Origin of the sequence: Pseudomonas sp. W2Oct36 (genome assembly GCF_041060465.1) — a bacterium.
GTDB classification, from domain to species: Bacteria; Pseudomonadota; Gammaproteobacteria; order Pseudomonadales; family Pseudomonadaceae; genus Aquipseudomonas; species Aquipseudomonas graminis_B.
Genome location: NZ_JAUERW010000001.1, coordinates 575,772 through 590,725 on the forward strand (window position 1 = coordinate 575,772; position 14,954 = coordinate 590,725).

14 protein-coding genes are annotated in these 14,954 nt (G+C 61.5%); 4 read left to right on the forward strand and 10 right to left on the reverse strand.

Translation table 11 applies throughout. From position 1 onward, the window contains the following. The first annotated feature begins 4 nt into the window (after window positions 1-4). Window positions 5-1,060: a permease gene (locus tag QWI18_RS02555; protein ID WP_369318125.1), complete on the forward strand. Its 1,056-nt coding sequence runs from the start codon at window positions 5-7 to the stop codon at window positions 1,058-1,060. A gap of 710 nt (window positions 1,061-1,770) precedes the next feature. On the opposite strand, the gene QWI18_RS02560 is transcribed toward QWI18_RS02555, so the two are convergent. The 8 genes from QWI18_RS02560 to QWI18_RS02595 form a co-directional block, all read right to left on the reverse strand. Then, entirely contained in the window at window positions 1,771-2,706 is a 936-nt protein-coding gene (locus QWI18_RS02560) for a carbohydrate kinase (protein WP_369318126.1), read from the reverse strand. A gap of 32 nt (window positions 2,707-2,738) precedes the next feature. Further along, the gene (gene xylB, locus QWI18_RS02565) at window positions 2,739-4,232 is read right to left on the reverse strand and encodes a xylulokinase (RefSeq protein ID WP_369318127.1); all 1,494 of its coding nucleotides are present in this window, start codon (window positions 4,230-4,232) and stop codon (window positions 2,739-2,741) included. 23 nt (window positions 4,233-4,255) lie between these two features. Next, the gene (locus QWI18_RS02570; protein ID WP_369318128.1) at window positions 4,256-5,773 is read right to left on the reverse strand and encodes a mannitol dehydrogenase family protein; all 1,518 of its coding nucleotides are present in this window, start codon (window positions 5,771-5,773) and stop codon (window positions 4,256-4,258) included. A gap of 34 nt (window positions 5,774-5,807) precedes the next feature. Next, window positions 5,808-6,911, reverse strand: a complete 1,104-nt coding sequence (locus QWI18_RS02575) for an ABC transporter ATP-binding protein (RefSeq protein WP_074885476.1) — start codon at window positions 6,909-6,911, stop codon at window positions 5,808-5,810. A gap of 91 nt (window positions 6,912-7,002) precedes the next feature. Beyond that, entirely contained in the window at window positions 7,003-7,836 is an 834-nt protein-coding gene (locus QWI18_RS02580; protein WP_065991391.1) for a carbohydrate ABC transporter permease, read from the reverse strand. A gap of 10 nt (window positions 7,837-7,846) precedes the next feature. Beyond that, window positions 7,847-8,779, reverse strand: a complete 933-nt coding sequence (locus QWI18_RS02585) for a carbohydrate ABC transporter permease (RefSeq protein ID WP_065991392.1) — start codon at window positions 8,777-8,779, stop codon at window positions 7,847-7,849. Window positions 8,780-8,860: 81 nt separating this feature from the next. Further along, window positions 8,861-10,183, reverse strand: a complete 1,323-nt coding sequence (locus QWI18_RS02590; RefSeq protein WP_369318129.1) for a sugar ABC transporter substrate-binding protein — start codon at window positions 10,181-10,183, stop codon at window positions 8,861-8,863. Between the two features lie 242 nt (window positions 10,184-10,425). Then, a complete protein-coding gene (locus QWI18_RS02595) occupies window positions 10,426-11,331 on the reverse strand; it encodes a helix-turn-helix domain-containing protein (RefSeq protein WP_369318130.1) in 906 nt (301 codons plus the stop codon). Between the two features lie 247 nt (window positions 11,332-11,578). On the opposite strand from QWI18_RS02595, the gene QWI18_RS02600 reads away from it, so the two are divergent. The 3 genes from QWI18_RS02600 to cobF all read left to right on the forward strand — a co-directional run bounded on the left by QWI18_RS02600 (window position 11,579) and on the right by cobF (window position 13,031). Next, a complete protein-coding gene (locus QWI18_RS02600; RefSeq protein ID WP_369318131.1) occupies window positions 11,579-11,761 on the forward strand; it encodes a type II toxin-antitoxin system HicA family toxin in 183 nt (60 codons plus the stop codon). A gap of 36 nt (window positions 11,762-11,797) precedes the next feature. Next, the gene (locus tag QWI18_RS02605; protein WP_369318132.1) at window positions 11,798-12,199 is read left to right on the forward strand and encodes a type II toxin-antitoxin system HicB family antitoxin; all 402 of its coding nucleotides are present in this window, start codon (window positions 11,798-11,800) and stop codon (window positions 12,197-12,199) included. A 70-nt stretch (window positions 12,200-12,269) separates the two neighbouring features. Further along, a complete protein-coding gene (gene cobF, locus QWI18_RS02610; protein ID WP_369318133.1) occupies window positions 12,270-13,031 on the forward strand; it encodes a precorrin-6A synthase (deacetylating) in 762 nt (253 codons plus the stop codon). A 9-nt stretch (window positions 13,032-13,040) separates the two neighbouring features. On the opposite strand, the gene QWI18_RS02615 is transcribed toward cobF, so the two are convergent. After that, entirely contained in the window at window positions 13,041-14,354 is a 1,314-nt protein-coding gene (locus QWI18_RS02615; protein WP_369318134.1) for a glycosyltransferase, read from the reverse strand. Beyond that, on the reverse strand, window positions 14,344-14,706 hold the full coding sequence (locus tag QWI18_RS02620; protein ID WP_369318135.1) for a response regulator: 363 nt from the start codon (window positions 14,704-14,706) through the stop codon (window positions 14,344-14,346). The genes QWI18_RS02615 and QWI18_RS02620 overlap by 11 nt, the downstream gene beginning before the upstream one ends. Between the last annotated feature and the right edge of the window lie 248 nt (window positions 14,707-14,954).

Sequence of the window (14,954 nt, forward strand, 5' to 3'; positions counted from 1 at the left end):
TGTCATGACTGCCCTCCCGCTCACCTCCGAACGCCGCGGCTGGTCGTTCTGGTGGAAACCCCTGGCGTTCCTGCTGGTGGCCGCCATCGGCTTGTACTACGTCAAGTGGTCGCCGTATTACCTGAAATCCTTCATCGCCGCCGACACCCACACCATCGGCGCCTCGATCATCAACGACAACCCGGCTACGCCATGGGCTGCCGCTTTGGCGTACGCCCAGGTGTACTTCCTGGCGATCTGGAAAGCCGCGGTGCTGGCGGTCATCCTCGGCTCGCTGTTGCAGGTGCTGATTCCCCGGGACTGGCTGCTGAAGATGTTCGGCCGCGCCGGACTCGGCTCGACCATTCGCGGCGGCCTGTTCGCCCTGCCGGGCATGATGTGCAGCTGCTGCGCGGCTCCGGTGGCAGCGGGCTTGCGCAAGCAGAACGTGTCGGTGGGCGCGGCGCTGGCCTTCTGGATCGCCAACCCGGTGCTCAACCCGGCCACGCTGGTGTTCATGGGCTTTGTGCTGGGCTGGGGTTTCACGGCGCTGCGACTGGTGGCGGGCCTTGTGCTGGTGATCGGCGTGTCCCTTGTTGCACAACGCATTTCCCGCCCGGAAGCCGTCCCGGAGCAGGCGCTGGAGGCCGTGGCCAATGCCGAGCGGCCAGAGGAAGGCAGCCTGCTGGTGCGCTGGGGCAAGACGATTTGGCAGTTGTTCTGGACGACGATTCCGATCTACGTCATCGCTGTGCTGATCCTCGGCGCCGCGCGGGTCTGGCTGTTCCCTCATGTTGACGGCGCGATGGGCAACAGCCTGTTGTGGCTGGTGCCGCTGGCGATTGTCGGGACATTGTTCGTGATCCCGACGGCGGCCGAAATCCCGATCGTACAGACGCTGCTGGCGTTGGGTCTGGGCACTGCGCCGGCGGTGGCGTTGCTCATGACCCTGCCGAGCGTGAGCTTGCCGTCGCTGTTGATGCTGCGTAAATCCTTCGACGCCAAGGTGCTGGTGATCGTGGGGGTGCTGACCATGCTGGTCGGGGTAATCAGTGGGCTTGTTGGCGCTTTGCTTTTGTAAGGCTTAGATCAAGATCAAGATCAAGATCTACAGCGGCCCTGCCTAACGGCAGAGCATTTCGCCTTCGGCGAGTTACTTGGAAAAGCACCCCAAGTAACCAAGGGTGCTTGCTCTCGGTTTGGCCCGACTTCGTCGGGTTCCCTCACTCCGACGACGCTCCGTGGGCCCACGCCGAACGGACATCCATGTCCTGACGGCGCTCTCGCGGCATCCATGCCGCTCGGCCCACTCCGCGTCGTCTGCGTTCGGCCTGCACCCAAGTCGCGTGTTGCGGTGTCTGGGCTCTTTGCGTTTGAAGATCAAGAGCGAAGGCAAAAGCAAAAGCTTCCCGGCTAAAGCCGGTCCCACTGAAAGCACCGCGTACGCATCGTAGGACCGGCTTCAGCCGGGAAGCCCTTGATGTGCTTTTGATCTTCGTACACAAAATGCCCAGTCACCGCCAATCGCGACTTGGGTGCAGGCTGAACGCAGGTCTCGTGGAGTGGGCCGAGCGGCATGGATGCCGCGAGAGCCGCCCCCCGCCATGGATGGCGGATGGCGGCGGGCCCACGGAGCGGGACCGGAGTGAAGGAACCCTGACGAAGGAAGGGCCAAACCGAGAGCAGGCACTTTTGCTTACTTTTGGTGCTTTTCAAAAGTAAGGCGCCGAAGGCGAAACAGTCTGCCCCCAGGCAGACGCTGTTGATCTTGACCTGAGAAGGGCCAGTCGCCTAGACCACCTCCGCCCGATAGGGCAAATCCGGCCCCTCGCGCGTGCAGGTCACCGCCGCCGCAGCCACCGCAAACTCCAGCATCTTCGTCAGCGTTGGCTTATCCACCCCCGCCAGCGCGGCGGGTTCGTCCAGACCCCGCTCCGTCAGAAACGCAATCAACGCCGCCTGAAACGTATCCCCGGCACCCACCGTATCCACCGTCTCCACCTTGCGCGCCGCCACCGACCACGTGCCCAAATCCCGCGTAAACACCGTGGCGCCCTGACGGCCGCGGGTCATGATCACCCACTGGCAATTGTCCTTCAGCCAACCCTCGGCCACCGCTGCCGCCTCTTTGTCCGGATACAACAGCTCCAGGTCCTCATCACTGACCTTGATGATGTGCGCGTGCTCGGCGAACTTCGCCACCTGACTGCGCCACAGCTCGATGCTCGGCGCCGGGTTCAGGCGCACATTGGGATCGAACGTGATCAAGCGCTTGCCGCTTTCCCGCCGCACCAGCGTCAGCAGCGCGTCGGCGACCGGCTGCACCACCAGCGAGAACGAACCCACGTGCAAGCCACGCACGCTCTCGTCCAGCGTCGGCAGATGCTCGACGCCCAGCATCCGGTCAGCGCAGCCTTCGCCGCGAAAACTGTACTGCGGCGAGCCGTCAGCGCCCACGGCGACCATCGACAGGGTGGTGGGTGCGTCGACAGGCACCAGAAAGTCATCGCGCACGCCTTCTTCCGCCAGCACTGTCAGCAGGCGCTTGCCCAGGTAATCGCTGGAAATCCCGGCAAAAAAACCGGCATCGATGCCCAGCCTGCGCAGGCCGACCGCGACGTTGAACGGCGAACCGCCGGCGATGGCCTGATACCCCACTTTGTTGCGTTGTCCGCTGTCCGGCTGACAGAAAAAGTCGAACAGTGCTTCGCCACAGACCAGATACATAGTTGCTCCATAAAGGCCGACGGGGCTGTCCGTCAGAGGCCCTGCAATTGAGTGCGATAGTGCTGATAAACCGCTTGGTACGCCGCAACGTGTTCGGCAACCGGCCGGGTTTCGCTGGCCGGGTCGAGGCTGACGCAACGCTCGGTCAGCGCCTGCAGCGACTCGCCGTCGCCGTCACCACCGGCATCGACGTGTGAATGACACCACGCCGCCTGAATCGCTGCGCCCAATGCGGCCGCTTCGGTGCCGGTGGTGCAGATGACCGGCGTGTCCATGATGTCGGCCACAATCTGCCGCCAGACCGCGCTTTTCGCGCCGCCGCCGATCAGGCGGATGTTATCGCTCTTAATGCCGCTGTCGCGCAACAGGTCCAGGCCGTAACGCAGGCCGAAGGTGGTGCCCTCGACCACCGCCCGGCACAGGTTGGCCTGGGTCAGGTTGGTACTGTCCAGCCCGAGAATGCTGCCGGTGGCGTGGGGCAGGGCGGGCACGCGTTCGCCGTTGAGGAAGGGCAGCACGAGCACGCCCTGGGCGCCAATCGGCGAGGACGCCACGGCTGCGTTGAAGGCGCCGATGTCCAGCGCGAACAGCTCGCGGAAGGCACTGGTGGCGTTGGTCAGGTTCATGGTGCAGATCAGTGGCAGCCAGCCGCCCGACGAGGAGCAGAAGGTCGCCACCGACGGCTGAGCGCTGACATTGCCGGCGTCGGCAAAGGCATAGACCGTGCCCGACGAACCCAGGCTCATGGTGATCAAGCCCGGCGCGATATTGCCGGTGCCGATGGCGCCCATCATGTTGTCGCCGCCGCCGCTGGAGACGATGGCCTTCGGGTTGAGGCCCAGTCGCTCGGCGATCGCGGGGAGAATCGTGCCGACCGGCTGATGCGCCTCGAGCAGCTCCGGCAGCGCCTTGATCAGCCGGCCACTGGGATCGATGTGCTGAAGGATGTCCAGGTCCCATGCGCGGGTGCGCACGTTGAAATAACCGGTGCCGGATGCATCGCCGAACTCGCTGCAACTGCGGCCGGTGAGCCAGTAATTGAGGTAGTCGTGGGGCAGCAGAATTTTGTCGATGCGGGCAAACAGCTCGGGAAACTGCTCTTTGCTCCACAGCAGTTTCGAGACCGTGTAGCCCGGCGCGATGGCGATACCCAGGCGCTCCAGCGACCCGGCTTCACCGCCCAGATACGTCAGCAGCCGATCATTTTCAGGCGCGGATTCCGTGTCGCACCACAGCTTGGCGGGGCGCAGCACCTGGCCTGTTTCGTCAAGCATGACCAGGCCATGTTGCTGCCCGGACACGCCGATGGCCTGGATGTCCGCGCCGGATACCCCGGCCTGCTGCAGGGCCGCGGCCGTGGCTTGCTCGAACGCATCGAGCCATTCCTGCACATCCTGCTCACGGCGACCGTTGGCGCCACTGATCATGTGGTGCGCACCCGAGCCTTCGCCCAGAACCTTGCCGCTGACCGCATCCAGAACAATCGCTTTGGTGCCTTGGGTACCGCAATCGATGCCGAGAAACATATTCACCTCTTCCCCTATGAAGCTCAGGCGGTTTTCGCTAACAGGTTTTCCAGGGTTTTGCTGACGCCCAATTGCTTCAGGCTGTTCAGGTTGTGCTCGAACGATGCCACGAACTCAGGGGACTGGGGAATCGCCGCACCGAAGATTTCTTCGACTTCAAGCAGCCGCTGAGTGACCAGCACGTCATCGGCCACCAGCGCCTTGCAAAAGTCCGCGCGCGGGTCGACGACGGTGTACGGAACGCCGTTCTCGCCGGTGAAATCGCCGGTGCGGTTGCCCTGCAGGTACAGCGCCCAGGCCGCAACCACCAGCGTGGCGCGGTCCATGTTGCCGCTGTCGACGATCAGACGATTAATCGTTGGCACGGTGAATTTCGGGAATTTCGACGAGCCGTCGGAGCACACTCGCTCCAGCTGGTCGGCAATCGCCTGATTGGAGAACCGATCGATCAGGGTCTGTTTGTATTCGGTCAGGTCGATGCCCGGCACCGGCGCCAGTTGCGGGGTGACGTCCAGGTCCATGTAGGTGCGGATGTAGTCGACGAACAGCGGGTCGTTCATGGTTTCGTGGACGAAGCGATAGCCCTTCAAGGCCCCGAGATAGGTCAGCGCCAAGTGGCTGCCGTTGAGCAGCTTGATCTTCATTTCTTCGTACGGAGTGACGTCGTGGGTGAACTGCACACCGACCTTTTCCCAGGCCGGACGGCCGTTGACGAATTTGTCTTCGAGCACCCATTGCACGAACGGCTCGCAGACCACCGGCCAGGCGTCGTCGATGCCTTTCTGGTCGTGCAGTTGCAGGCGGTGGGCGGTGCTGGTCATCGGCGTGATGCGGTCGACCATGGCGTTGGGGAAGCTGACGTGCTCAGCGATCCAGTCATGCAGTTCCGGGTCGCGCTGTTGGGCGAAGGCCAGCAGGGCCTTGCGTGTCACCGCGCCGTTGTGCGGCAGGTTATCGCAGGACATCAGGGTGAACGCCGGTGTGCCCTCCGCGCGGCGGCGGGTCAAGGCGGCGCACAGATAACCGAACACGGTTTTCGGTGTGGCGGGGTGTTCGAGGTCGTACTGGATCTGCGGCAGGTGGCTCATGAATTCGCCGGTGCTGTCGTCGATGCAGTAGCCGCCTTCGGTGATGGTCAGCGAGACGATGCGGATGTCCGGGCTGGCCAGTTTGTCGATCAGCGTCAGGTCGCTGTCGGTGGACATGAGCATCTGGCTCATGGCGCCGATCACCCGGGTTTCGGTGTCCGGGGTGTCGCCCAGTTCGAACAGCGTGTAGAGAAAGTCCTGGCCCTTCAGCGCCTCGAAATTGGCACGGTCTTCCTCGCGCAGGCTGACCCCGCAAATGGCCCAGTCCAGGCCTTCGCCGCTGCCTTCATTGGCTCCGAGGGACATCAGCGCATCGGTGTAAAACGCCTGGTGGGCGCGGTGAAAACCGCCGACGCCGATGTGCACGATGCCCTGGCGACGCTCGTCAAGGGAGTAGGCGGGGATGGCAATACCGGCGCCCAGGTTGGAGAGGTTCTGCTTGTTCAGTTTCATGACGGTGTTCCCGAATGCGGTGGAGTGCGAGGGATCAGGCAGCGGCCTGCAGCGCGCGGCGGATGACCTGGCCCTGGGCGTCGAACAGGTGGCAGTGCGCGCTGTTCAGGTGCAGTTTCAGGGTCTCGCCGTACTGGCTGGCCAGGTCCCCGCGAATGCGCATGGTCAGCGGCTCGCCGGAGGTGGTGCGCACGTGGCAATAGGTGTCGCTGCCCAGGCGTTCGCTGACGTCGGCGATGACGGTCAGCTGGCAATCGCCTTCGTTGGCCAGCTCCAGGTGCTCGGGGCGAATCCCCAGGGTCACCGAGTCGCCGACGCTCTGTTGCGCGTTGGTGAAGGGCAGCAGGACTTTTGTCCCGGCGTCCAGGGTGACTTCACAGGCGGAGGCCTCGACGCCGCTGATGATGCCCTTGAGGAAGCCCATCTTCGGCGTGCCCAGAAAACCTGCGACGAACAGGTTGGCCGGGTGGTGGTACAGCTCCAGCGGCGAGCCGACCTGTTCGACGCGACCGCCGTTGAGCACGACCACTTTGTCGGCCAGGGTCATGGCTTCGACCTGATCGTGGGTCACGTAGATCATCGTTGCCTGCAGCTCTTTGTGCAGGCGCGACAACTCCAGCCGGGTCTGGACGCGCAGGGCGGCGTCGAGGTTGGACAGCGGTTCGTCGAACAGGAAGATTTTCGGGTTGCGCACGATGGCGCGACCGATTGCAACGCGCTGGCGCTGACCGCCCGACAGCTGCTTGGGCTTGCGTTCCAGCAGCGGGCCCAGCTCGAGGATACGCGCGGCTTCATCGACTTTTTTCTTGACCTCGGCCTTCGGCGTGCCAGCCAGGTCCAGGGCGAACGACAGGTTTTTGCCGACGGTCATGTGGGGGTACAGCGCGTAGGTCTGAAACACCATCGCCAGGTCGCGCTTGGCCGGGGTGACTTGAGTGATTTCGCGGCCATCCAGTTCAATGCTGCCGCTGGTAACGTCTTCAAGGCCCGCGATCAGGCGCAGCAGGGTGGATTTGCCGCAGCCCGACGGACCGACGAAGACCACGAATTCACGGTCTTTCACGTCCAGGTCGATGCCTTTGATGATCTGGTGGCCGTCGAAGCCTTTTTGCAGATTTCTGATTGTCAGGTTAGCCATGAGGGGCTCCAGTTTTATTCTTCAAAGTTCAGAGGCTAAAAATCTGCCCGGGATCGTTACCACGCAGAGCGTGGAAACCATCATGTGTCGATCATTTCACCGCACCAAACGACAGCCCGCGGACCAATTGTTTCTGGCTGATCCAGCCGAAGATCAGGATTGGCGCGCAGGCCAGGGTCGACACCGCCGACAATTTGGCCCAGAACAAGCCTTCGGGGCTGGAATACGAGGCGATCAACGCGGTCAGCGGGGCGGCATTCGAGGAGGTCAGGTTCAGCGACCAGAACGCCTCGTTCCAGCACAGGATCAGCGACAGCAGCGCCGTCGATGCCAGCCCGCCCTTGCAGATCGGGATCAGCACGCGAAAGATTTCCTGGCGCGTGGTGGCACCGTCCAGCCGAGACGCCTCGAGAATTTCCCCGGGGATGTCCTTGAAGTAGGTGTAAATCATCCAGACCACGATCGGCAGGTTGATCAGCGTGTAGATCACGATCAGCGCAATGCGCGAATCCAGCAGGCCGAAGGTCTTGGCCAGCAGGTAGATCGGCATCAGCACGCCTACCGGCGGCAGCATCTTGGTCGAGAGCATCCACAGCAGCGTGCCCTTGGTCCGTTTGGTTTCGAAAAACGCCATGGAGTAGGCCGCCGGCACCGCGATCAGCAGGCACAGGATCGTCGCGCTGAAAGAGATCAGGATCGAGTTCCAGGCGAAGTGGAAGTAGTCACTACGCTCCTGGATGTGCAGGTAGTTTTCCAGGGTCGGTGTGAAGATGAACTGCGGCGGCGTGGCGAACGCGTCGATCTCGGTCTTGAAGCTGGTCAGGACCATCCAGAAGATCGGGAAGAAAATCAGCGCCGCGATCAGCCACGACAAGGTGCCGAGCAGGGCACTTTGCAGGCGACGGGATTGTTTGAGCGTCATCATGGCCTTGCCCTCAAGACTTGTCGGTGAGGTTTTTGCCGATCATCCGTACCAGGATGATCGCGGCAATGTTGGCAATCACGACGGCAATCAAGCCGCCCGCCGATGCCATGCCTACGTCGAATTGCAGCAGTGCCTGGTTGTAGATCAGGTACGCCAGATTGGTGGAAGCGAAGCCCGGGCCGCCGTTGGTGGTGGTGAAGATTTCGGCGAACACCGAGAGCAGGAAGATCGTTTCGATCATCACCACCACGGCGATCGGGCGCGCCAGGTGCGGCAGGGTCAGGTGCCAGAAGATGGCGATCGGGCCGGCGCCGTCCAGGCGCGCCGCTTCCTTCTGTTCCTGATCCAGGGACTGCATGGCGGTCATCAGAATCAGGATCGCGAAGGGCAGCCACTGCCACGACACAATGATGATGATCGACAGCATCGGGTAATTCGCCAGCCAGTCCACCGGCTGGGCACCGAACAGCTTCCAGACCCAGGCGAGAATCCCGGACACCGGGTGGAAAATCAGGTTCTTCCAGATCAGCGCGCTGACCGTCGGCATGATGAAGAACGGCGAAATCAGCAGCACGCGCACGATGCCGCGACCGAGAAACTCACTGGCTTCCAGCAACGCCGAGATCAGCACGCCGAGGATCACGCTGATGGCCAGCACACTGCCGACCAGCAACAGCGTGTTCATGGCGCCGGGCAAAAAGCCGGCATCGGTGACGAAGAATTCGAAGTTCTCCAGCCCGACGAATTCGTTTTCGCCGGGGTTGAGCAGGTTGTAGCGGATCAGCGAAAAGTAGATGGTCATGCCCAGCGGCACGATCATCCAGACCAGCAGCAACAGCACCGAGGGGCTGACCAGAAACCAGCCGGGCTTGGTGACGCTGCCCTTGGCAGACGACTTATCGTCAGCCGCGGCGGTGCGCGGGGTGAGGGTTGAGGTGTTCATGTTGACTCCGGACCGGGCAGAAGCGTGAGCGTGAACGTGGGCGGCAGGCAATCAGCGCCTGCCGCCTTGAAGCAGCGGGTGTCAGCCCTTTTTCGGGTAACCCGCGCGCTTCATTTCACGCTCGGCCACGCTTTGCGCGCTGGTCAATGCCTGATCCACGCTGGAGGTGCCCACCAGTGCTGCCGAGAACTGTTGGCCGACGGAGGTGCCGATCGACTGGAACTCGGGGATGGTCACCAACTGGATGCCCACATACGGCACCGGCTTGAGGGTCGGCGCTTTAGGCGTCACGGCCTTGAGGGATTCCAGGGTGATGTTGGCGAACGGCGCAGCCTGTTTGTAGGCATCGGTGTAGGTCGATGCGCGGGTGCCTGGCGGCACGTTGGACACGCCGTCTTTCTCGGCGACCAGCGCGGCGTACTCTTTGGACGTGGCCCATTCGGTGAAGGCGCGGGCGTCCTTGTCGTTCTTGGCGCTGGTCGGAATCGCCAGAGCCCACGAATACAGCCATGCCGAGCCTTTGTCGGTGACTTCGTGCGGCGCATAGGTGAAGCCTACGCTGTCGGCGACTTTACTCTGTGATTTGTCGGTGACGAACGAGCCGGCCACGCTGGCATCGACCCAGATTGCGCACTTGCCGCTGTTGAACAGGGCGAGGTTTTCGTTGAAGCCGTTGCTGGAGGCGCCGGGTGGGCCGTCCTTCTTCATGACGTTGGTGTAGAAGGTCAGCGCGTTCTTCCATTCAGGCTGGTCGAATTGCGGCTTCCACTGTTCGTCGAACCAGCGGGCGCCAAACGAGTTGGCGATGGTGGTGATCAGCGCCATGTTCTCGCCCCAGCCGGCCTTGCCGCGCAGGCAGATGCCGTACTGTTCCTTGGACTTGTCGGTGAGTTTGTCGGCGAATTCGGAGATCTGCGTCCAGGTTGGACGCTCCGGCATGGTCAGGCCGGCGGCCTTGAACAGGTCTTTGCGGTAGTAGGTGATCGAGCTTTCTGCGTAGAACGGCAGGGCGAAGAGTTTGCCGTCGACCGACAAACCGTCGCGTACCGAAGGAAATACGTCGTCCAGCGCGTAGGACGCCGGCAGGTCATTCATTTCCTTGAGCCAGCCCTTGGCACCCCAGAGTGAGGCTTCGTACATGCCGATGGTCAACACGTCGAACTGGCCGCCTTTTGTGGCGATGTCGGTGGTCAGGCGCTGACGCAGCACGTTCTCTTCCAGCACCACCCACTTGAGCTTGATGTCTTTGTGCTGTTCTTCGAAGGTCTTGGACAGCCGCTGCATGCGGATCATGTCGCTGTTGTTGACGGTGGCGATGGTGACTTCACCGGCAGTGGCGGTGGCGCAGAGGGACAGGAGGGTCAGACAGGTACCGGCAAGGAGAACATTTGCAGAGGTCTTCATTTATCACTCCTCTTCTGCGCCCAGGCGGACGTCAGAAGCTTGGTTATTGTTTTTGTTTCTTCCGGAGGCCAGGAAGAATGTCAGCTGATTACAGCCTTGTGCGCGCTGGTTGACAAATCCTGCGGCGCACTTGAACTGATACTTTTTTGCACTGAGGTTTCCGACGGGCGCGCTGCACAACTGCGCCAGCGCGTGGGGTGGGGCAGTTCCAGCGTAGTTGAAGGGTGCGATGGGGCAACGAATCAGTACAGGTTTTGTTCGGTCAGGCGCTGTACAGCGAGGCGTCGGTAGTGCGAGGGGGTCATGCCTTTGAGTTTCTGGAAACGTCGATTGAAGTTGGAGATGTTATTGAAGCCTGACTCGAAGCAGACGTCGGTCACCGGCCGATCGCCATCGGCGAGCAATTCACAGGACTTGCTGATCCGCAGCCGGTTGACGAATTCCACAAAGCAGCGCCCGGTGGCCTGCTTGAACACCCGAGAAAAGTACGTCGGCTTCATGCCCAGGTATTCGGCCACTTCTTCCAGCGGCAGCTCGCGGGCGTAGTGGGTGAAGATGTAATCGACGGCCTTGTTGGTGCGCTCCACGGCGTGATCGTCGGACAGCTGGGACGCGGTGGTGCCCGACAGCAACTGGAAATCATCACTGGCCGCCAGCACTTCCAGCAAAATGAAAAAGTGCCCCAGCCGGGTCATGCCCGTGGTGTCGGCGATTTTCTGCATCAGCTTGGTGGCCTGGCGGAGGGTCCGCTTGCAGCGGAATTCAATGCCGTACCGGGCGCGCTCGAGCAACGGCGCCAGGGCCTTGAGTTCGGCAAACACCTGATTGCCGCTTTCGAGCAGCTCTTCGGTGAAGTTCACCAGCATGTCGCGTTTGGGCACGACCTCGTCTTCCGCGATCTGACTGATCCAGTTATGGGGCAGATTGGGGCCGGTGAGGAACAGCGTCTCGGGGTAGAAATTGCCGATGTAATCGCCGACGAAGACCTTGCCGGAACTCGCAACGATCAGGTGCAGCTCGTATTCCTTGTGGAAATGCCAGCGCACCAGTGGACAGGGAAAGCCATGCTCACGGTAGATGATCGACAGACCGTTATGGTCATCCATCAGCTCATAGGCGGGGTCGGTGACTCTTGTTGTTTTGGTCATGCGTGTGCCGGTCTGGAGAATGGCGTGAGGTTAATGTGCACTATTTGTCGGGCGGAATACAGATACAGGCGTTAAACAGAGGCAGATGGGCGCACGACTTCAGAGGGGCCGGCTTTAGCAAGAGAGGGGCGCGCAGCGGGATCGTCCCGGGATCACGTTACATACCGTCGCTTAAAAGATTTCCCAAGCGGTGGCGCAATAAAGTGCGGTGTGTACTATCCACATCAGTCAACAAAGGGATAGGCTGATGCGGAGCAGGGACATGATCAGAAGGGTCGAGGACGACGGTTGGTATGTGGTCGAGGACAAAGGCAGTCATCGTCAATACAAGCACCCGATAAAACAGGGACGTGTCACGGTCCCTCATCCCAAAGATGACCTGCCAAAAGGGACGGTTCACAGCATATTGAAGCAGGCCGGCCTCAAATGAATGTCTCGAAGCAAATCGGCTCGGAAGGATAAAAACATGAAATTACCCGTCGTTTTACATAAGGATCCCGACTCAGTGTACGGCGTCACCGTGCCTGATATTCCGGGCTGTTTTTCCGCTGGCGCGACCATTGGCCAAGCGCTGGACAATGTGAAAGAAGCCCTGGCGCTGCATTTTGAAGGGCTGGTCGCTGATGGCGAGGCGCTGCCGCAGCCGATGGACATCGACGCGCATATCCATAATCCGGACTATCAAGGCGGCGTGTGGGCTGTGGTCGAATTTGACGTGGCACCGTATTTCGGTCGCTCAGTGCGGTTCAATGCGACACTGCCGGAAGTGCTGCTGGAGCGCATCGATGCCCGTGTCAGGAGCGATCAACGTTACCGATCGCGCTCGGGCTTTCTGGCAACAGCTGCGTTGCGCGAGCTGCACGAATAGATGCTCGGAATGCCGCTTCCCTGCGTATTGGGAGCACCTTCTGCGAACGCCTTCAGAGAACCGCCACCCCATGAAAAAAATCCTCGTGATCGGCATCGGCGCAGGCAATCCCGAGCACATCACCATCCAGGCGATCAAGGCGCTGAACCGCACCCAGGTGTTTTTCATGCTCGACAAGGGCTACGCCAATGACGACCTGCTGGCGTTGCGCCGGGAGATTTGCGAGCGCTACATCGAGGGCCATGACTATCGTTTGGTGCAGGTGAGCGATCCCCGGCGCAAGGACGATTCGCCGTCTTACCGCAGCGGGGTCGAACACTGGCACGAGCAGCGGGCCGTGTTGTTCGAGCAACTGATCGCCGATGAAGTAAAGGCGGGCGAGACCGGCGGGTTTCTGGTGTGGGGCGACCCGGCGCTGTATGACGGCACCCTGAAGATTCTCGATCAGGTGCTCGCCCGCGGCCGTGAGTCATTTGCCTACGACGTCATTCCCGGTATCACCAGCGTGCAGGCGCTCGCCGCCGGGCACCGCATCGGCCTGAACCGCATCGGCGAGCCGATCCACATCACCACCGGCCGGGAGCTTGCAGCGGAGCAGGGCGAGTACATCAGCAACAGTGTGGTGATGCTCGACGCCTATTGCACCTTCGAGCGGTTCGTCGATCAGGATTTACACATCTATTGGGGCGCCTACCTCGGCACCCCTGACGAGATGCTCATTTCAGGCCCGCTGCACGAGGTCAGCGCGCAGATACGTCAGGCGCGTGAAACCGCGCGGGCAGAGAAAGGCTGGATCATGGACACCTACCTGTTGCGCCGCGCCGTCCGCTAGATAAACGCTTCAGGCGTTCTTGTTCTTGGCCTCGATCCATTGAGACATGTACTGCGTGCTCTTGTGCTGATGATGGCGAAGCATGGCGCCGGTGAAGTGGGCCGCGCGATGGGCCTGCAGCGTGTCCTGCAATGTGAGGATACGGTCGATCAGCACGGCGCAATGGCGGTTATGGCCAAAGCGCGCCGGCAGCAATTGCCAGCCGTCCTGTTGTGCCTTTTCCCAGCGCGCCTGATCGCTGTAAAGACTGACCGCCGCGTCTGCCAGCCCTTGCGCCTCACAGGCCACGGCGCCGGGAAATGCCAGTTCGCCGTGCATGGCCTCGGCGCCGATGGGCGTCGTCACGGTGGGTGTGCCGCAGACCATGGCATCGATGATCTTGCCCTTGATTCCCGCGCCGAATCGCAACGGCGCCAGGGACACCCGCGCAGCGCCCATCACTTCCAGCGCGTCTTCGGCCCAGTTCATGATGTGAAACCCCTGGGCGGCGTTATGCAATGCCGCAGCCTTGGGCGGCGTGTAGGCCCCATACACATGAACCTGAGCAGTGGGCAGTTGCGCGCGAATCAGCGGCCAGACGGTGTTTTTCAGCCATAGCACAGCATCCCAGTTCGGGGCGTGGCGGAAATTGCCGATGGTGATGAAATGCGCCCGGTCTTCAAAGCTTCGCGGGCCAAGGGGCGCCTCGCGCGGCTCTCTTACCAGCAGCGGGACCCAATGGAGCTGAGCCGCGGGCACCGAAAATGCCTGGGTCAGCAGCCCGATTTCGACGTCGGAGACCATCAGGCTCAGGTCACTGCGGTGGATCGCGGCGATCTCGCGCTGGGCCAAGTCAGTGGTCGCCATCCGGGTGAACAGCTGATCCCGGGGCGTCTGGAAATAGTCAGTCAGGTCAGCATCGGGCTTGCCGTCGAGGCGTTCCTTGATCGCCTGATGACGGGCATGGCGCAGGCTCTGCAAGTCGGAGCTCTCAAGCAGGCGAAGGGCGTTCGGGCAGTGCTTCTCCACCCGCCAGCCGAACTGCTCCTCCATCAGAAACTGGTCGAACAACACCACGTCGGGCTGCAGCTCATGGATGAAGGCGTCAAAGCTGCTGTGGTTGAGGGCGATGGCGACTTCCGTGATGCCCAGCGCGGCCAGGTCGGCCTTGTGCTCGCCTTCAGTGGCGGCGCTGGCGAAGGTGATCTGCCAGCCCTGTTCGAGAAAACAGTCGATGAGTTGCATGACATGCCCGCTGGCCGCAGACGATCGCGGCTCGGGCCAGACGTAGCCAATGATCAGCACATGGATCGGGGATCGCTGCGCCAGTTGCTCAGTCGCCAAGGATGCCCTTTACCTTGTCACGCAGCTGGTCGATGGAAAACGGCTTGCCGATATTGTGCATGCCCTCAGGCACATCAACGGAATCCGCGTAGCCGCTGGCGAACAGCACCGGGATGTCCGGGCGGGCCTCACGTGCCTTGACGGCGAGGTCCTTGCCGTTCATGTCCGGCAGGCCCAGGTCGGTCATCATCAAGTCGATGGTCTGGCCAGCGTTGTGCAAGACCGCAAGGGCCTCGGCGGCATCTGCTGCTTCCAGCACGGTGTACTCAAGCTCCTCGAGGACGTCGACAATCAACATCCTGACGATGTTGTCATCTTCGACCACCAGAATCGTGCGGGGTGAATCGGACATGGCAAGTTCCTTAATTGGGCAGGGAGCGCATCGCACGGCATCGGGGCTTACAGCGTTTCGCTGGGCGCGCAATTGTGCCAAGTTCTGAGCCGCAACAACACGATTCAATTGAGTGTAATGGCTTTTTGGCTGCACTCAAATGTACAGTGCCGGCCTGATTGTTCCCGATCTAATGTCAGAAAATTCAATCTTCTACGTCGTACGCTGGAGTTTTTGCCGAGGTTTGCGGCAAACTCCGTCGTTTAGAC